Consider the following 18,682-nt stretch of genomic DNA (forward strand, 5'->3'; position numbering starts at 1 on the left):
AGCGATAGGGCGCCCGGTCCCGGCCGGGCGCCTTTCATTTGAAGAACCGAGCGCTCCCGAGGTCCCCCAGTCGTTCATTTTTKGTTTTCGCGGACGGCTGAACGGCCTGAGCAGGCAGGATCTGAAACGGGCGAGCCATAAAGGTGCCGCCGTTGCGACGCGGTCCGGAAGCAGACAGCGTCAGGGAGCGCCTGAATTTCTGGCCAAGGCACTTCCAAAGCGCTCGTGGTCCGCCACGAACGCCGACTCATCCACACCTACGGCTCATCCGCTGCGCGGTCGTGATGGGCTCTGGTGCTGTGCTTGTCGCATAGCGCTTCACCAGCCAGAACGGTATCCACAACCGCCATAAACGAACTCAGCGCTGGATAAAAAATTGGGGGGGGCAACCTCACCAGCGCGGCGAATCCGGTATCGATACCGGCGGAACATGCATTGGCCATCTGGAACGACCTTCGCCGAGTTCCGGCACTCGGCCAGCCCTCTCCTCTTACATGTCTGTCTTGATGCTGTCGAAACCTGCCGCACGCTGGAGGGATACTTGCAAGGCTTCCGCCGCCGACAAGAAGCTTGCCGATGCTGCACTGACGAGCTTCATGAAAAAATGCGAAAGCGACGCTGCTAAAGCGTGCGACGTGACTGCCGCCGAACGAAAACTGTCGGGCGCCGCGAAGTCGAGCTTCACTAAGAAGTGCGTCAGTGACGCTGTCGGGGCGTGACGCATCAGCTGCGCGGTGACCAAGAGGCTTGAGCGTCGCGGCCTCGATTGGATGAAGCGCGCCGCGGACGAAGCGATGACAACGGCGGGCAACCTCCGGCCGTTGTGCGCTCCACGCCCACCTGTGCATCGAACACGCGCTGGACATGGCCACGATCTCTTCATCAGGCACGGCGATAGGCCATGCGCATGCGCGCGACGAAACCCCGGCGACCAGGCTCCCGCCGCGTAGAACCTGACACGAGCGCGCCTACGAAGGCATCGCCTTGAGAGCTAACGCCTTCCCGCTTTGGGGACTCAGAGACGCCCGGCGCGCCGTGATGGAGTAGCGGGCGTGATTGACGGCAAGGGCCATCGTCGCATCCTCGCCTGAACGCCCCCCGGACGCGACGGCTTCATCGACCAGTTGATGAAGGGAACGGTCCAGGGCCTCAAGCCCTTCGGCATCGGCCTCCCGCGCTTGGTCCGCAATCTGAATGAACTGCCCGATCCGCTTCTGCTCCTGGCGCATCCGGGACATCTTCACACGCCCCAGGATGATCGTCGTCAGCGAACCCAGGACGCTGAGGAGAGCCGCGGCAAGATAGAAATAGCCTTGGAACTCGTCGAAGAAGCTCTGTTCACCGTTGCTGAGATAGTTGGCGACGCCGGGATGGATGGGCAGGATCGGGTTCTTGTCATCCGGGTCGGGGGCCTCGATCTGGCTCGCCAGGGGCGTGAGCGCCATCAGCTTGGTTTTGGAGACGAAGAGGGTCCGGCCTATCGCCCCTGCGACGAGATTGAGCATCGTGTCGGGCGCGACAAGTCGGTAGGTCACTGCGAGTGTCGTCACGGTGTCGTCGGGGGTCGCGGGGTGCGATCTGAACGCGCCTTCGGGAACATCGTAGGATTCGAAGGCCGGAAAGCGTCGATTGAAGGCATCGGCGTCGGAGAACGCCAGGATCGTCGGTGTCCCTGCGGTACCCTTCGCCATGGCGTTTACTGCGCCAATAACCTCTCCCGGCCCAACCGGCCCGACGGCAAGGATCGCCGCGATATGCCGTTGGTGAACCGCGGCAATCATGTCGTCAGGCGCGAGAAAGACCCGCTTCACATCATGAGGCGCGACATTGTAATAGCCCAGGATGACATCGAGTAGCGCGGCGTTGACCTCCTGCAGACGCCCCTGCGGAATTGCGATCGTCTTGCCGGAAAGCTTGCCGATACTGTCGACGGGCGATTTCGGCGGCAGAACGAAGGCGACGACATCGCGACGGAGAATCGCAATCGTCTGTCCGTTGGTCGGTGGCGAGACGTCGCTGCGGATCACGGCGAGATCCGCCTCGTCAGCTTCGATCGCCTTCGAGCTCGCAGCCAGATCTTTGACCGGCAGCGGCTGAAGTCTGATCCGGGGATGATCCCTGGTCGTCTCCGTGATGAGGGCGCCAACGAGACGCTGCGCGTCGGTGCCAAGCGCTCCCGTCGTCACCCGCACGGTCGCGTGGGGTGACCAGAAATGGATCGTGGCGGCAATAGCGGCAACGACGAGAAAACCCGCTGTCCATGCTGCAAATCGCACAACCCTGGTCCTCAATCATCCGCCGACCTGGCCGAGACCGGCCACCGACGAAGCTGCTGCGGGAAACGTGCAGCCTCTCGGACGGCAAGACACAACGGGAAGGCAAGACTCTACTTAGAGGTTGGGACGCCTGCACCGTTCGCGCCTTCCGGTGATGATGAGGCAGCCGCACGCTGCCGTCCACCTTCAGACGGCTCATCAAGGTGCCCATTCCTCGCGGTGCAGCGTGTTCTGGCGCGCGAACAGGACATGCGCAGCAAAGAGAGTGCGGCCTGACACGGAGGACGAGCACGGCCCTCCGGCAGCGCGCCCTACCCGCATAGGCGAGCCGGAATGCGACAATCAAAGGCAGTGAAGCAACGCTGCTGGTCAGGTTCATCAGTCGCCCAAGGTAGAGGCCCCTCTCTGCGCTCCGGAGCAACGGACCCTCCCCTTGGACGCAACTGAGCCCTTGCGATCATTGTAGGATGGGCTGCGGGTGGCGATCAGGCCGGGCATCAGAAGCGCCATCGTGAAGATCGGCTATCGCAGGAAACGCGGCAAAGCCGCCATACGCGAGACTATGGTGCAACGGCCACCTTGCGGGATACGCTGGATGTGCCGGGTCGAATCGCTAGCCTGGCTGCAATCGTCGGCGCAGTACTTGGCGCCTCTTCGGAGCCCCTAGGTCAATGACCATCACAGAGGAACTCGTGTCGCCGAAGACATCGCTCCAGAAAAACCCATTCGCCATCTTGGGCGCGACGACGAGAGACAACCGAAGCCGCCTTATCGAACTGGCCGATGAAGTTGCTCTGGTAGCCGATGGCGACGAGGGCCAGAAGGCCCAATCCACCCTGTTGAACATCCGGACGCGGCTAGCTGCCGAAATGGGGTGGCTTCCGGGCGTCGCTCCGCGAAAGGCCACTGCCGCCGTCGAGGGTCTCTCGAGCATGACGGGGCTAGAAGCGACGGTGGAATTGCCTCCTCTTGCCCGCGCCAACCTGTTGTCGGCATCTGCGCAGGCAAAGCCCGAGGCGAGGACGCCACAGGAAGCCGCCGCGATCTTCTATCGTCTCGCCTTGGCGGTGGAGGACGTCGACCTGGCTGGCGTATTGCGGGATATCAACGAGGATCGCTCGGTCGCCGGGTTCCCTCCCGTCCGCGACGAGGGGGCCATCCTGGAGGAATTCGAGGCCCGAAAGCGGGATTACCGAAAGGCCATCAACGACGTTCTGGATCGGCTCCCGAGTCGGACCCTCGTGAAGGTCATGGACATGGTGGTTCAGAAGGGCACGAAGGACGGCAGCGAGCACGCCCCGGCCTTCATTCAGGAGATTGTCGCGTCCTACGAGTTTGGACTGCGGGGGTTGATCGAAGCCGAGTCCTCAACCGTCGAGAGGCTCGTGACACGTGGCAATGCCGTGGCAGTCCATGGGGAAGCCCACGTCATCCCCGTGATCGACGAGATCAAGAAGGTCGCCGCGAACTTCAACGAGATCGTCGGGCCAGCCCAGCTCGTGGCGAGGGCGAACGGGATCGACCACCTGGCGACCCACAACCTGGCCATCGCGATCCGCGAACTCGCGATCGCACTGCACAATAAGTACGGCTTCGTCGACACGCCCGCCCGCATCGCCGCCTTCCTGAACGATCATTTCGGACTTCTGGACACGGTCACCGACCGAGTAACGCAGGACCTCGCCTATCTCAAAGAGGCCGAGGAAGAAAAGAAGCAGTCGGAAGCCGACCGTGCCGAGTTCGAACGCTGGCTCATCTATAGCGCCGGAATTGGAGCCCTGTTCAAGGACAAGGTCAGTATCTCGTCCACGGGCGTCTCCTGGCAGAACAATCACATCACCCTCGAAGCAGTGACGCGCCTGCGATGGGGTGGTGCCAGCGGACTCCCGGCCGGCACGGCCTATACGATCATGCTGGGCGATGGTCGATCGGCCTTCACGATCAACACGCGCAAAGCCGATATCTACGCGAACCTCGTCGATCGCATATGGCGGACCGTCGGCCTCCGACTGCTACTTGAAACGGCCAGGAGGCTGCAGTCTGGGGAGGCACTGCGCTTCGGTGAGGCCATCGTGCGCGATGACAGCGTCACATTGATACGTCACAAAATACTCGGCTCGAATGAGCCCGTCGCGCTCGACTGGCATCAAGTCAACATCTGGACCGAGGACGGGCATTTCGTCCTGGGCTCGCGAGCCGACAAGAAGGTCTATGTCCGCCTTTCCTACCAGAGCGACGATAACGTACCTGTCTTGGAACATCTTATCCGCACCTTCTTCAAGACAGGCACGGACAGGATTTCCGAGATCTTCAACTGATCAGCGCCAGGCAAGCATCTGCTCAGCGGCTTCAGATCGTAGTGCGGCGCGCATCGCTTCAACGTCCGACTTGGCAATTGTCATATCGGACGCGCGATGGCGATAGCGTGTACAACGAGAATTATAGTCATTGATCCGCAAGTTCAAATTCCGAATATGCACCTCGCGCTTTAGGTCAGAAATCGCTTCAATATGATCAAGCCTGATCACCTCCGCAAGGCAATACCTTATCTCTGCGACTGAGAACGTCAAACCCTGACCGACAGACGGGATCTTCATCGACTCTGAACTACGGAGCGGCGTTGCTCGTGGAAGGGCCGACGTTGTCGAACCACCCGTATAGGGAGGCACATAGCTCGATGACTGCGGTCTTGCACTTAGGTATGCCAGGACACAGATGCCGGCTATGACGAGCGCCCACGTCTTCCGGCTTCCGGTCCAGAATCCAGGACCAGTCGAACGACGCCCCTGATGAGAGCGGGCCTCGGGATCAGAGGGGCGCGCGCTGGAAGCTGGCGGCAACGCGATCGTCGGCGCGGCGGAGATCGTGGAGGCAAGCGCCGTCAATCCCGCGAACCCTCGAGGCACCTTTTCGTCGATGTCACTCACCGCCCCCTCCTAGACAAAGCCGACGCGTGGCTTGGGCGCCCCGCTTTGCGGGAGCGCATCAACGGCCTTCGAGAAGGATGCATCGTCGATGGTGCTCATACGGGCGCGAGCCGCAAGTCGCGCAGCTTCACGGACGACGAAGGCGGTGTCAGAGAGAGGCCGCCCGGCGAGGCGCATTGCATAGGTTTCGAGAATCACGCCATCCGCCAGCGGCACGCCGTCCAGAAGAGCCCGCAACAAATCGAGCATCTCGGTCTGATCAGCGTGGTCGACCTTCACGACATGGTCGAAGCGTCCTCGACGGAGGATCGCCGGATCGATCATGTCGACGCGGTTGGTCATCCCGACAATCAGCACGCCCGCCTTGATCGCTTCCGGGATCGCTCTCAGGAATTCGGCGATCTCTTCTACCCTATGTTGCCCGCCGCCCGCGTCGCGCTCGGACAGGAGCGCATCCATTTCGTCGATGACCACCAGGGATGGAGCCGCGGCAATCGCGGCCTCGAACAACTGCCCCACCTTCCGGCTGGTCTCGTGGATGTATGGGCTGGCCACGCTGCTCGCATCCACGGCGAAATGGGGCCAGCCAAGATGGGCGATCAGTCGCTCGACAGCCACGGTCTTCCCGCAACCTGGCGGGCCCTCCAGGACGATCGCGCCGGGGTTGCCGATGCCGAGCGCAGTGTAATGCGACCGATTTTGGACGATGTCGACGACGTGGTCGTTGAAGAAATCCTCGAGCGCCGTCCTTCCCGGCAGGCGGAGGCGGCCATCGCTCGCCTTCGCAGCCGCGGTTCGGGCGAATTCAGCGGCTTCAGCCTCCGCACGCGGGATCAACATGGCGCCGGTGGGCTCCAATCCTGCTGCGCGGATCACATCGGCGAGTTGATCGACCGACATCCAAGAGAGCAGGTTTTGCACATTGGACATGGGATCGACCGAGACGCGCAAGCCGCCGGTCAGCCACGAACCCAGAACGAGCGCGTCGCCCGCGAGGGCATCTTCGGCATGGGTCGGGAGTATCCGCGACAGCTTCTCCACATAGAGCGCGCGCTCCAACGAGCCATCGCGGTAGCGAGCGCGCGTCTGCCGCATAGCGGCGGCAAAGGACAGTGCCTCCACCTTGTCCCGCGGCGAAGCACATCGATCCAGGGGCGCGAGCGCGAACGATCGCTCGCTCAGGATCGCGCCCATCCGATTCTCGCCGAACGTGACCTTCAACACCTCGGCCTCGTCGAGCAGCCGATCCTGAAACCACCTGTGAAGCAGCGTGCCGCGTATCAGCAGCACAAGACCGCCGCCATCCGCCTTGACGATCTGCCAGCCCGGCCCGGAATGCATCACGCGGCCAGCGCCTACGCCGCGCGCGATTTGGAAACCGATCGGAAGCCAGGGATCCGTGGACATGTCAGGCGGTCACGATATTGGTCATCGCGATCAGATCGTCGGCCTCCGCGGAAACGATCCGGATGCCACCGAGGCCGTGAAACGCCGCCCGTAATCCCTCGATATCGCCTGCCGCAATGGCGCGCTCCCCCTCGGCAACGAGATGCTCGAACATCTTCGGATCGGTGAAGAGATGGGGCGCGGAGGCGTAGTCCTTGAAGCGGTCCACGATGAACCAGTCCTGGCGGCGAAGGATCGTGCCGATCTTGCGGCGGAGTTCCTGGAGATTGGCCTCGAACCCATGGCCGGGCGTACCGATCAGACGCTCCGTGGCTGCCTGCAAGGCCTCGAAGGAGCTGACCTCCGCCGGCTTTGCCAAGGCCCTCATGTCGTGGAAGAACGCAACGACCTGATCCAACTCCATGCGGCGAATGACGCGGAAATTCGCCTTTCGAGCGGAGGCCAGCAGGCTCTTCGCCCTCTGGACGTTGTCGGAGGCCTGCTTGGCGACTTCGGGATCGCTCTCCTGTTCACTGATCGAAGCCGCCAGCTCCAGCCTCTCGCGCGCTTCGGAGAGCGCCGGGTCGTCGACCTTGGCAGAGACCTCCGCAAGCTGTTCGGCCGCTTGCGACGCCTCGTCCAGGATGCGCCTCGCGGCACTGCTGTAGTCGATCATTCCGGAAGCGCGGGAATAGAAGTTCTTGTCGCTCTGGAACGACCCACCGATCGCCGGAATCTCGACTTTCAGGTCGATGTTCCCTCCATCGCCGATCTCGTAGGTGAGGATGAGCGGCGCCCCCGCAGGGATGACGCCATCGACGAAGTCATTGCCGGTAATCTCGAACAGGCCGATGAACGTATTGTCCGAGACGGGATGATCGATATCCCCCTCCCAGAGCTTGAATTTCAATGACCCGGAGGCTCCCGCGCGAAGTGCCTCAGCAGCCTTGAATGGCTGGACACCACGAGCCGGCAGCTGGTCTCCGGCCTTCACCAGGTAATGAAGCCTGGCGATGTCGCCAACGGTATCCAGGACCTCGACGCCGATCGAGTGGGAGGCAGGGATGGCGTCGATGGTAGCGGCCGTCTGCGTGATGACGATGCGATCCTGCGCCAAGGAGAGTGGCCCTCCGGCAGGATCGAAGACGAACATCTTGAAAGTATTCTCGCCCCGCTTCGAAAGGGGCACCTCGATGACAGTGCCGTTCTTGATCTCGGCGCGGCCCGAAGACCACCCGGTGTCGAGACTGTCGACCTGAAAGGACGAGCCCGGGGCCGCGGGTGATCCGAGCTTCAGCGCGATCTTCGCTTTCTGATCCGGAGTTCGTGCGGCGTAATTCACCGTCAGGTCCAGTGTCGACCCGACGCTCACGCTCCCCCTGGAACTCTTGCGGCCCCGGCTATGCGCGCTCCAGTCGATGGCCTCGGCGAAGATGGCGGCGCCAGTGGCAACCGCCGTCATCGGATTCACGTCCGTTGACGGCGCGATGCCAAGCTCGAACGCGACGCGCTCGCGCAGCGGCTTGTATTGGGTCGGACCGCCGACGAAGACGATACGTTCGATGTCGTGTGGAGTGAGACCTGCGTGCTCGATCGTGTCACGCGCCGCCTGGACGGATTCCTTGACCTTGCCCTCGATCAGCCCACCCAGCTGATCCCGGGTGATGTTGACGTCGAGATAGATCTCGGTACCCGCCAGGTCCTTGCATCCGCATTCCGTCTCTTGTGCCCCGATCACCGCATTGTCCCGGCTGGAAAGCTCGATCTTCGCCTTCTCCACCGCCCGCTCCGCGACACGACGCAGCAGCTTGTATTCGGGCAGGGACGAGAACCCCTCGGGCAACGCAAAGGTCTGCTGAAGCCAGGGCATGACGAGGTTGTCGACGATCATGCGATCGAAATCCCGTCCTCCGCACATCTGGATGCCGCCCTGGCCGAGAAGGCTCACGCGGCCGCCAATGCTCTGGGCGATGGCGATGTCCAGGGTTCCCCCGCCAAGGTCGTAGATCAGGAAGATCCCATCGCCCTGGCGACTGCGCATGACGCTCATCACCGCCGCAACGGGCTCCTGCATCAGGGCCACCTTGCCGAGCCCCGCCGCGCGCGCAGCCTCGATCGTGGCGTCCTTCTGCATCTGGTTGAACGCCGCCGGCACGGTGATCACGGTGGCCACGGTCTCGTCGTTGCGGATCTGCTCCGGCAGATAGCCAAACAGCGTGCGAAGGATCTCGGAAGAGCATTCCTCGGGTGTCATGGTAATGCCCACGGAGGGCAAGCGGATTGGCGTCGAGGTACCTATGTGCCGCTTGAACAGCATGGCAGTGCTGTCCGGATTTCGCGGTGCGTTCTCGTAGGCCCGCTGCCCGATATAGCGGTTGCCGCGCCGGTCGATCGCGATCGCCGACGGCGTCACGTCGTTCTGCTCGGGGCTCTTGTAGAGCTGGACGGTCTCCCCGTCATAGGAGCAGATTGCGCTGTTGGTGGTGCCCAGATCAATGCCGACGTAGTGGCTCATCTTCCAACCTTCTTGAGCATGACCGTGCCCATGCGCAGCAGGCCGGCAGAATTCATCACGATCGGATCGATCGTTTCCGCGACGACCAAGGTGTCGTCTGGTCCAAAATCGGCAATATTGAGGGGCGTGGCGGCGGTCCCGGTGTCGAATTGCTGGCCTTCGAGGTTCACCAGGCGCATTCCCGATGCTCCCAGGCAGCTTTCGACCTTTCCGAGGAAATATCGATGCTGGTTCGTGAACCGTGTTGCTTCCAGTGGGTCCAGCTTGGACAACGCTCGCCCGAAGAGCTTCTGGAAACGCCAACTTTCAAGTGCGAGCTCAAGAAGCGCGTCCTCGGCCCTGTTGGCCGCCTGATCGGGATCCATCGACATTTCCGTAGGGTAAGACGGCTCTTGGCATGACCGGCGCAGCCGGAAATAGCCACACGCTAGAATTGTATGAGATTCGTATTCGACTGCAATGGCTTGCTCACGCTCTTCCCCTTCGCAAACCGATGAGGCGCACTTGCTCGGCGCATGGGCCGCATGGCGAGATTGGCCTTCCCCGAGCACGGACAGAGTCGGAAGGCTGAATACCTGCAAGCGGCTGCATTTCAGCAGCGTCAGGCCTCGCCCTGATCCGTGCGCCCCGTGCGAGAACGCCAGCACCGGCAAAAATGACGGTGACTCGTGCGAGGAACTTGCCTCTAGCAGTCAGACGGCGTCGTGGCGCGGAGCATCACATCGGACTCGATGATGATCCGTTGCTGCGCGTTGCGGCCGGCGAACCCGGTCGAGTTGGAGGCGATGCGACTCGCCCAGGAGCCAGCTCTGACGATCGAGCATCTCCAGATTGGCGGGGCACAGACGAGCTGCACGCTGCCGCTCGACATGCCCCTGCCTTCGGCCGCGCTCGTCGCCCTGGTGCGGCGCGATGGCGAGGTGCCTCAGGCGCCGACAGGGCTGAAGGCGCCGTTTCGGCGGCCTCAACGGCCGCAGCAACACGGTGCTGTTCTGGGAGCCGGCGGCGCATGGCGGCGCGCAGCTCTTCGACGTGCTCTGGAGCGCGACGGAAAACGGGCCGTGGCAGGTCATCAACCCGGTCGGGTTGCTGTCGAGCGTTTACCTGCATGCGACCCAATCAGAGGGGCATTATCGCGTCGGGGCGCGGGACCTGTTCGGCCGGACCAGCCAGGAGTCGACGACGATCAAGGCCTGAGCCGATCCCTCACCTGGGAAGGAAGAGCTTCGATCCCTGCGGCGTGCCAAACCGGCMGTTGCGCCGGAACGCCGACTGACGCCGACCGCGACACGACGCGCGGTCGGCGTCAGCAGCGCCAGGATCGCGTGCGCGATGTGGTCGAGGCAGCGAGGCAAAGGGGCGCCAAGGCGGTTCCCTTGCACCTGGATGTCGGGCGCAGCGACAGCTTCGCGGCGTTCCGGGATGAGGCAACGGCAATGCTGCAGCGCGAATGGAACGCAGGCTCCTTCGACTACCTCGTCAACAATGCGGGCTTCGGACAGATGGCCCTGTTCGAGGACACCAGCGAGGAGCTCTTCGACTCCTTCATGCGGGTGCTGTTCAAGGGACCCTATTTTCTGACCCAGGCTCTGCTTCCAGTGCTTGCTGACGGCGGTGCCATCGTCAATGTGACGAGCAATTCGACCCTGCAGAGCGGCATGGAGCCGGGCTATTCCGCCTATGCATCGATGAAGGGCGGCCTGACCGTACTCACCCGCTACATGGCCAAGGAGTTCGGCCGCCGCGGCATCCGCGTGAACGCCGTTGCGCCGGGCGCCACCAGGACCCGGATCGGCGACGATGCGTTCGATCGCTATCCGGAGATCATTCAGTCCATCGTCGAGAAGACGGGGTTGGGGCGTCTCGGAGAGGCCAGCGATGTGGGCGCCGTGATCGCAGCCGTGCTCTCGGACGAATTCCGCTGGGTAACCGGACAGTCCATCGAAGCATCCGGCGGCGCCAGGTTGTCCTTCGCCTGCTAGGCGAAACCGCAGCGCCTCCTGAGGTCGAGCCACGATCGGCCCCTGGCAATCTCACACGGGCCGGCCATCGGGGCACGCGCTGGCGGCTCGGGACGCGCCCTCGCGTCGCTCATGCCCGGGACGCGGGCGTCGAGGTCGCCCGTCTTCGGAATGGTGCAACCGCGCATCGGTCGGGCAGGCCGTCCCTGGATGCCCTGTTGATGTTGGGGCAGGCGTGGTCGGATGGTATTCAACAACATGCAGGGCTGTCGCCATCCTGTCATGTGCGGCTGCAACTAGCTCACCCCATCCAAGGGATCACGGATTATCGGAGGTTGGGGATGCAACTGAGAACGCTTTGGCATGCGGTAGCAATTGGCAGCGCCTTCGCTGCGGCCCCTGTCGCCGCGCAGACGATCTATCCCATCAACCGTGCCGAAATCCTCGAGGGCTCGCGCTTCGACTTCAAGGTCGAGTTCCCGAACGCGCCGACCTCGGCCGATGTCGCGGTCACGATCAACGGCAAGCCGGCCGCCGAAATCTTCGGCAAGGCCACGACCTTCATGCAGAACGAGGAAGGCCAGAAGCATTCGGCGCTGTGGCTGCGTGGCGCGACGCTTCCGGCGGGCAATTATACCGTCGAGGCGAAGCAGGGAACCAACAAGGCGACGGTCAAATGGGAGGTCTTCGCCACCACCCAGCCGCGCCGCGCCAAGAACGTCATCCTCTTCATCGGTGACGGCATGTCGGTCGCCAACCGCACCGCGGCCCGCATTCTCTCCAAGGGCTGGGACGAAGGTCGCTACAATGGCGAGCTCGCCATGGACGACATGTCCAACATGGCGCTGATCTCGACCTCGGGCACGGACTCGATCGTGACCGACAGCGCCAATGCCGCCCATGCCTACACCACCGGCCATAAATCCTGCGTCAACGCACTCGGCGTCTACTGCGCCAAGAACGCCCTGACGCTCGACCATCCCAAGGTCGAGACCATCGCCGAGGTGATCAAGCGTCGCGGCAAGATGGCGATCGGCGTCGTCACCAACTCGGAAATCGAGGACGCGACCCCGGCTTCGATGGTGGCCCACACCCGCCGCCGCTCGGATTTCAACGACATCGTCAAGATGTTCCACGATGTGCAGCCCGACGTGATCATGGGCGGCGGCTCCCCGAACTTCCTGTCCAAGGCGACCCACGGTTCGAAGCGGACCGATGAGCTCGACTTCATCGCCAAGTTCAAGGAGGCGGGCTACACGCTCGCGACCACCAAGACGGAAATGAACGCGGCTGTCGCGGCCGGCTCGAAAAAGCTGCTCGGCCTCTACAACACCGGTAACATCGACGGCGCGTTCGATCTGCGGCTGACCAAGAAGGGCACGGTTTCGAAGTTCCCCGACCAGCCGGACGTGGTAGAGCAAACCAAGGCTGCGCTCGACATGCTCAAGGGCAACGAGGACGGTTTCTTCCTGATGGTCGAGTCGGCCCGCATCGACAAGTACAGCCATTCGCTCGACTGGGAGCGTTCGGTGTTCGATACGATCATGCTCGACAACGCGGTGAAGGTGGCGAAGGACTTCGCCGGCGACCGCAACGACACCCTGATCATCGTGGTGCCCGATCACGCCCATCCGATCTCGATCATCGGCACCTATGACGACGACCGTCCGGGCCAGCTCCTGCGCGACAAGCTCGGCGTCTACGCCGACTCCGTGCCGCCGAACTACGGCCCGCTCGACGTGGACGGCTACCCCACCAAGGTCGACACCTCGCGCCGCCTCGCAGTGGTCTATGGCAGCTATCCCGACACCTGCGACACCGGCCGCCCGGACATGACCGGCGAACGCGTGCCGGCGGTCAAGGGCCCGGATGGCAAGACCAATATCGCGAACGAGAAGGACTGCACCGGCCCGCTGGCCGCGCGCCGGACAGGCAACCTGCCCTTCGACGCCAATAGCGGCGTCCACTCCGCCGACGACGTGATCCTGACTGCGATGGGCCCGGGCGCCGAGAAGTTCCGCGGCCATAAGCCCAACACCTATGTCTTCCGCGTCATGGCGGAAGCACTGGCGCTGGGCGGCAAGTAAGTAAGGCGGCAAGTAGGCCGGCCATCCGCCGACAGGGACGAGCGATGCAACGGCAACGCCATGAGATGCTGACCACCCGCCGCGTGACCCTCACGGGTCTCGCGGTGGCCCTGCTTTGCAGGGATGTCCGAGCGGCGGAGCCGGCCACGATCGCCTTCGACGGCCTCTACAGATCCTTCGGCGTGCTCGGCTTCCAGTTTTCGGACCGCGTCACGGCCCTGCGCGGACAAGAGGTACGCCTGACCGGCTACATGGCGCCTCCGCTGAAGCCGGAAAGCCACTTCTTCGTGCTCACGCGCGAGCCGCTGGCGATCTGCCCGTTCTGCCAATCGGATGCCGACTGGCCAGTCGACATCGTCGTCGTCTTCATGAAGGAGATCACGCCAATGGTCAGCGCCGGTCGCAAGGTCGTCGTGTCGGGTCGGCTGGAGATAGGCTCGGCCACGGATCAGGAAACCGGCTTCGTCAGCCAGATCAGACTCGTCGATGCCCGCTTCACACTCGCCTGAGCGATCCGCCGCTCGGACATTGCGGCTTTCAAACGTGACACTCGACCATCGCGGCGGCGACGGGCGCCCTTTCCGCGTGCTGGACGTTCCCGAACTCACAGTGCCTTCCGGCGCTCATATCGGTTTGCGCGGCCCCTCAGGCTCCGGCAAGACCTCGCTTCTGCACCTGATTGCCGGGCTGATCGTGCCGAGCACAGGCAGGGTCTCATGGGGCGAGACGGAGATCTCCTCCCTGTCGCCCGGCAATCGCGACCGCTGGCGTCTCTCGACGCTCGGCTCCGTCTTCCAGGATTTCCACCTGATCCCGGAACTCGACATCCTTGGCAACATCACGCTGCCCACGACCTTCTCATCCTGGAGGGTTGGCCCGGCCGAGCGGGAGCATGCCAAGACCGTCGCCGCGCGCATGGGTCTCACTGATCTGCGCCGCCGGACAGGAGTACTTTCACGTGGCGAGCAGCAGCGGGTTGCGATTGCCCGCGCGGTCTGCCGGCAGCCTGCCATGATCCTCGCCGACGAACCCACGGCCAGTCTGGATGCGGCCCATGCCGATGAGGTGGGCGCCTTGCTGGTCGATGCGGCCGTTGAGGCCGGCGCCACCTTGATTTGCGCCACGCATGATGCCGCGCTCCTGGCGCGGATGAAGCATCGGCTCGACATCAAGGCCGCGTCTCCGATTGCGAAGCAGGCCGCATGAACCCCTTCGCAATGATCCTCGCCGATCTTCGCGCCCTGCGTTGGACGGCGGCCGCGATTGTCGTCCTGATAGCGCTGGCGGTTGCAGTCGGCGTGGCGATCGGCGCGCAGGAGCGGGCGCTGCGGCAGAGTTCGGCCGCCGCGGCGGATGACTTCGCCCTCCTCATCGGTGCGCCCGGCAGCCAGACCCAGTTGCTGATGTCGACGGTCTATCTGCAGCTCGACGCGATCCCGCTGATGGAGGGAAGCGTCCTGCAGTCGCTGGCCCGGGACGAGCGTGTCGCCGCCTTCGCGCCGATCGCCTTCGGCGACGTCACACGTGGCTATCCGATCATCGGCACGACCGCGGCCTTTGCCACGCGCTGGGGCCGCGTCACACCGAGCGAGGGGCGCCTCTTCGCCAGGGAACGCGAAGCCTTGATCGGCGCCGATGTCGACTATCGGCTCGGCGAGAGCATCACGCCGTCGCATGGTGTTGCCGGCCAGACTCATAAAGCGGGCGAGGAGGATGAGGACGAGGCCGGACACCGCCATGCCGGCCACGACTACACCATCGTCGGCCGCCTGCCGCCGCTCGGATCGCCCTGGGACCGCGCGATCCTGGTACCGATCGAGAGCGTCTGGGAGGTTCACGGGCTCGGCAATGGACACGCCGCAGGCACCGAGACGATCGGGCCGCCCTTCGATGGCGTGCCTGTGCCCGGCGTGCCCGCGATCGTCGTCAAGCCGCGCAGCGTGGCCGGGGCCTATGCCCTGCGCAGCCAGTATCGCCAGGGCGGGACGATGGCGTTCTTTCCCGCCGAAGTCCTGGTCGGGATCTATCGCTCGCTCGGCGACGCGCGTGGTGTGCTTGTCTTCGCTTCCACGCTGAATGCGACGCTGGTGCTGGCCTCGATCCTTCTGCTGCTGATTGCGGTGACCGGGCTGCGGCGGCGGCGCTACGCCGTATTGCGTGCCATGGGCGCATCCCGGCTCTACGTCCTGCTCGTGATCTGGCTCGGCATGGCCCTGCTGATGGCGCTCGGCTGTATCGCCGGGCTGTTGCTCGGTGGTGCTGCTGCCGGCGTCCTGTCAGGCCTGATCGAGGCGCAGACCGGCCTTCGCCTCACGATCGCACTGGACAAGCCTGAATTCCTGCAGATCGCCCTGCTGTTCGTCGTCGGCACCGTTCTCAGCCTGCTGCCGGCGATCGCCTCGTTCGCCAACCCGATCGCGTCGGGACTGCGCGACTGAAGCGTGGCGGCTCCCGCTTTGCTGGCGAAGGTCAAGGTCGAACGGCCGCGGCTGTTCATGGTGCCATTCCCAGCGGTTAGTGCTTGATTAACGAAACCATCCAACGATCGCAACGCAGGGTTGTCATCGGCAGCGATGAGCCTAACCTCTCGCCGCACCATGATGGCATTCGAGGATGGCGATCGATGGCGGTCAAAAACGCGATGATCAGGAATGCGTGACGAACGACCAGAGCGCCGCCGAAACCGCGCTCCCGAGTTCCCTGGCCGGCGCCCAATCGTGCTGAATTCGGAGGCCGATTACCTGCGTGCTTGTGCGCGTGCCGGTGAGATCCACGCCGCAGCCGCCCATAATCCGATGACGGACCTCGAGCTCGAACGGCTCGCACTGGCGATACTGACCTGGGAATTGAAACGGGGTGGAAGTGACGTCTAGGGACGACACTGCATGTTGTGCCCGGGCCATCGCGGCAATGAACTCACCCTTCCGAGGAGATTGGCCGCCGGTCTTGGAGAGGACTGCCCCCTGCCCCTGTGCCGCCCGGCACAGGCCCCGAACGCACGCATGGCCCGCAGGATCATTGCGTTCGGAGCACGCCTAGCCCGACAGGCTCGCAAGCTCCCGGACCAATTCCTGCCGCAACCAGGCAACCGATGGGTGTGCTCCCATCGTGCGGTGGGACAGCATCGAGATCTGAAGCGCCGGGCTTGGATAGGGCGGATCACGGAATTCAAGCCCCGGATTCTGCTCCGCCAATTGCTTGGGGACGAACGCAATCATGTCGGTGGCAGCGATAATCGGGGGCACCGTGAGAATATGAGACACAACCGCCCCGACCTTGCGTGTCAGGCCACGCTCCGCCATCAGCGCTTCGAGCTGGAGCGGATTGCTGCTGACATAGGCCCGTTCGAGGCCCTCCTGGTCGATTGTTCCGCCCGCAGTCATTGCGCCTTGGCCGGCGATGAGAATGTCGAGATGCGGGAATTCCGCCAGTTCCTCCACACCAAAGGTGCCGGTCGCAGCAGGATGCCCTCTCCGCATGACCCAGACATTCGGTCCTGTGAAAAGAGGCTCCATGACAAGGCGGGACGGGACGCGCCCGAACGCTCCAATGACGAGATGCAGGGTTCCGCGATCGAGTTCTTCCACGAGGTTGAGATCATTGAACGGGCGCAGCCAGAACCGCAGGCCAGGCCCGATCCGTCCCAGTTTTGAAAGAACGGGCGGCATCAGGGCGCCGATGACATAGTCGGATGTAGCAATGACGAAGCGCGTCTCAGATGAGCCCGGTTCGAATACAGGCCCGTGAAACGCCGCCTCGATCTGACGAAGTGCGCTCTTGATCGGCTGTGCCAACTCTTCAGCGCGCGGCGTCGGGTGCATTCTGCCGGGGCCGCGTACGAACAATTCGTCGTCGAGGATCCGCCGCAGCTTGTTCAGGGAATGACTGACGGCTGATTGGGTCAAACCCAGGCGAGCAGCGGCGCGGGAGGCGCCTCGCTCTTCCATGACCGCATCGAAGACGCGGATGAGATTCAAATCAAGCTTGTGAAGGATGCTCATTGGCCGAGCTTTATCCAATTGAGAACCGGGGAGCTCTTGCTCGCGCTCCTTCGCGACCGGACCGCCAGCTGCCCCCGGAACCGAGCTCGCCAGGGGAAACCGCCTCGGCACGCAGCTTGTGAATGGCAGGTTTCATCTTCGTCCCTTCGCCAGACAGCCTGGCCGCCTGCCTTGCGACCACAGCCGGCAGCCGAAGCGCTCCGCAGCTCCCTTCGTCTCACGAGGTGCCCCGCTCTCATCGAGGGGAAGCCATATGAGCAGCACTCATTCTTCAAATGGCATAGTTTCATTTCAATCATAAGCCCTGAGATCCCATATTCGGGCCGCACCCGGCAGATCAGATTGGCCGGTGAGGAACATCGACATGAGCGCTGCAGTCGCCCGCCTTCGCCCGGCAGAAGGCCCCGCCGCAAAGACAAGCGAACAACCGGCACAGCACAAGAGAAAGCCGCGCCGCGCGCTGATCAACCTCGCCCGCACCTCCGTGCTGGTGGGAGGCGTCGGGCTTGCCATCGTCATCCCGCTGGGATGGGGACACTGGATCGCGGGGCTTACCGACCAGACGACCGACAACGCTTATCTTCGAGCCGACACCGTTCCGGTCAGCGTGCAAACCGGGGGCCGGGTCACCCGGGTCGTGGTCGCGGACTTTCAGCCGGTAAAGGCGGGTGACGCACTGTTCGAGATCGAAGACACGGAACACGCGGCGCGCGTCAGACAGGCAGAAGCCGGCGTCGCAGCAGCCGATGCCGCCTTGCGCAATACCGAAAGCCGGACCGAGCTGCAGCATTATGTCATCGCTCAGACAGAAGCCGGCATCGCGGCCATCCTGGCTGATCGCGACCGTGCCGTTCAGGAACGCGGTCGGCAGGAGGCGTTGACACGCGACGGCTGGACGACGGCACAGCGGCTCGAACTCGCCGTAGCCGATACGAAGCGCTTCGATGCGCGACTATTGGAGAAGCGGGCTGAAATCGCAGTTCAGCGGCAACAGCTCGCGGTGCTTGGAACCCAGGATCAGCAGGCTCGAGCCGAACTGCAAAGCCGGCGCGCGGCTCTCGACCTTGCGCGCGTCGATCTCGGCTACACGCGGATCTCTGCCCCGATCGACGGCATCACCAACGCGAGTTCGGTCCGCGAAGGGCAATATGTCCGCACAGGGTCGCAGCTCATCTCGATCGTGCCGCTGCCACGGGTGCATGTCGTGGCCAATTACAAGGAAACCCAGCTTTCGCAGGTCCGGCCAGGCCAAGCCGTCAGCGTGACGATCGATGCCTTCCCTGGCCGCGCCCTGACCGGCCGCGTCGAGCGTCTGTCGCCCGCCAGCGGCGCGGAGTTCAGCTTGCTGCCGGCGGATAACGCAACCGGCAATTTCACCAAGGTCGCCCAGCGTATCGGAGTTCGGATCGCGCTCGACTCCACTCCGGAACTGGAGGGGCTGCTGCGTCCCGGAATGTCGGTCGTCACGACGATCCACACCGACCGGTTGGCGCCGGAACAGGCTCAACGCTGAACCCGCAACCTCGGGA

16 protein-coding genes are annotated in these 18,682 nt (G+C 63.6%); 9 read left to right on the forward strand and 7 right to left on the reverse strand.

The annotated features are described in order from the left end of the window. Positions 1-490: 490 nt before the first annotated feature. A complete protein-coding gene (locus AC1DGP_RS22740) occupies positions 491-742 on the reverse strand; it encodes a hypothetical protein (protein WP_441505381.1) in 252 nt (83 codons plus the stop codon). Positions 743-968: 226 nt separating this feature from the next. Next, positions 969-2,276: a TAXI family TRAP transporter solute-binding subunit gene (locus tag AC1DGP_RS22745; RefSeq protein ID WP_441489980.1), complete on the reverse strand. Its 1,308-nt coding sequence runs from the start codon at positions 2,274-2,276 to the stop codon at positions 969-971. A 671-nt stretch (positions 2,277-2,947) separates the two neighbouring features. On the opposite strand from AC1DGP_RS22745, the gene AC1DGP_RS22750 reads away from it, so the two are divergent. Further along, complete coding sequence (locus AC1DGP_RS22750; RefSeq protein ID WP_441505380.1) at positions 2,948-4,594, forward strand: hypothetical protein; 1,647 nt, start codon at positions 2,948-2,950, stop codon at positions 4,592-4,594. Here the strand turns inward: AC1DGP_RS22750 and AC1DGP_RS22755 are convergent, their stop codons facing one another. The 4 genes from AC1DGP_RS22755 to AC1DGP_RS22770 form a co-directional block, all read right to left on the reverse strand. Continuing rightward, positions 4,595-5,203 carry a hypothetical protein gene (locus tag AC1DGP_RS22755; RefSeq protein WP_476769024.1) on the reverse strand — a complete coding sequence of 203 codons (609 nt, stop codon included), beginning with the start codon at positions 5,201-5,203 and terminating at the stop codon, positions 4,595-4,597. Between the two features lie 9 nt (positions 5,204-5,212). After that, a complete protein-coding gene (locus AC1DGP_RS22760) occupies positions 5,213-6,397 on the reverse strand; it encodes an ATP-binding protein (protein WP_476775436.1) in 1,185 nt (394 codons plus the stop codon). A gap of 214 nt (positions 6,398-6,611) precedes the next feature. Beyond that, a complete protein-coding gene (locus AC1DGP_RS22765; protein ID WP_441489976.1) occupies positions 6,612-9,104 on the reverse strand; it encodes an Hsp70 family protein in 2,493 nt (830 codons plus the stop codon). Continuing rightward, the gene (locus AC1DGP_RS22770; RefSeq protein WP_441505377.1) at positions 9,101-9,469 is read right to left on the reverse strand and encodes a hypothetical protein; all 369 of its coding nucleotides are present in this window, start codon (positions 9,467-9,469) and stop codon (positions 9,101-9,103) included. Before AC1DGP_RS22770 ends, AC1DGP_RS22765 begins: the two co-directional genes overlap by 4 nt. 619 nt (positions 9,470-10,088) lie before the next feature. Between AC1DGP_RS22770 and AC1DGP_RS22775 the strand changes: the two genes are divergently transcribed. From AC1DGP_RS22775 to AC1DGP_RS22805, 7 genes are all read left to right on the forward strand, one after another. After that, positions 10,089-10,301, forward strand: coding sequence for a hypothetical protein (locus AC1DGP_RS22775; protein WP_441505602.1), 213 nt, complete (start codon positions 10,089-10,091; stop codon positions 10,299-10,301). A gap of 32 nt (positions 10,302-10,333) precedes the next feature. Beyond that, positions 10,334-11,086, forward strand: a complete 753-nt coding sequence (locus AC1DGP_RS22780) for an SDR family NAD(P)-dependent oxidoreductase (protein ID WP_476832549.1) — start codon at positions 10,334-10,336, stop codon at positions 11,084-11,086. A 320-nt stretch (positions 11,087-11,406) separates the two neighbouring features. Next, positions 11,407-13,152 carry an alkaline phosphatase gene (locus AC1DGP_RS22785; RefSeq protein WP_441508071.1) on the forward strand — a complete coding sequence of 582 codons (1,746 nt, stop codon included), beginning with the start codon at positions 11,407-11,409 and terminating at the stop codon, positions 13,150-13,152. A gap of 44 nt (positions 13,153-13,196) precedes the next feature. Beyond that, entirely contained in the window at positions 13,197-13,661 is a 465-nt protein-coding gene (locus tag AC1DGP_RS22790; RefSeq protein WP_441508070.1) for a hypothetical protein, read from the forward strand. A gap of 34 nt (positions 13,662-13,695) precedes the next feature. Beyond that, positions 13,696-14,358 carry an ABC transporter ATP-binding protein gene (locus AC1DGP_RS22795; protein WP_441508069.1) on the forward strand — a complete coding sequence of 221 codons (663 nt, stop codon included), beginning with the start codon at positions 13,696-13,698 and terminating at the stop codon, positions 14,356-14,358. Beyond that, positions 14,355-15,590 (forward strand): FtsX-like permease family protein, encoded by a 1,236-nt coding sequence (locus tag AC1DGP_RS22800; RefSeq protein WP_441508068.1) that lies wholly within the window; start codon positions 14,355-14,357, stop codon positions 15,588-15,590. The genes AC1DGP_RS22795 and AC1DGP_RS22800 overlap by 4 nt, the downstream gene beginning before the upstream one ends. 279 nt (positions 15,591-15,869) lie before the next feature. Next, positions 15,870-16,025, forward strand: a complete 156-nt coding sequence (locus AC1DGP_RS22805; protein WP_441489968.1) for a hypothetical protein — start codon at positions 15,870-15,872, stop codon at positions 16,023-16,025. Positions 16,026-16,187: 162 nt separating this feature from the next. On the opposite strand, the gene AC1DGP_RS22810 is transcribed toward AC1DGP_RS22805, so the two are convergent. Next, a complete protein-coding gene (locus tag AC1DGP_RS22810) occupies positions 16,188-17,264 on the reverse strand; it encodes a LysR family transcriptional regulator (RefSeq protein WP_476832543.1) in 1,077 nt (358 codons plus the stop codon). A 253-nt stretch (positions 17,265-17,517) separates the two neighbouring features. Between AC1DGP_RS22810 and AC1DGP_RS22815 the strand changes: the two genes are divergently transcribed. Then, positions 17,518-18,666 (forward strand): HlyD family secretion protein, encoded by a 1,149-nt coding sequence (locus tag AC1DGP_RS22815; RefSeq protein WP_441508066.1) that lies wholly within the window; start codon positions 17,518-17,520, stop codon positions 18,664-18,666. Positions 18,667-18,682 lie beyond the last annotated feature (16 nt).

This window comes from Allobosea sp. 05T433 (assembly GCF_056396065.1).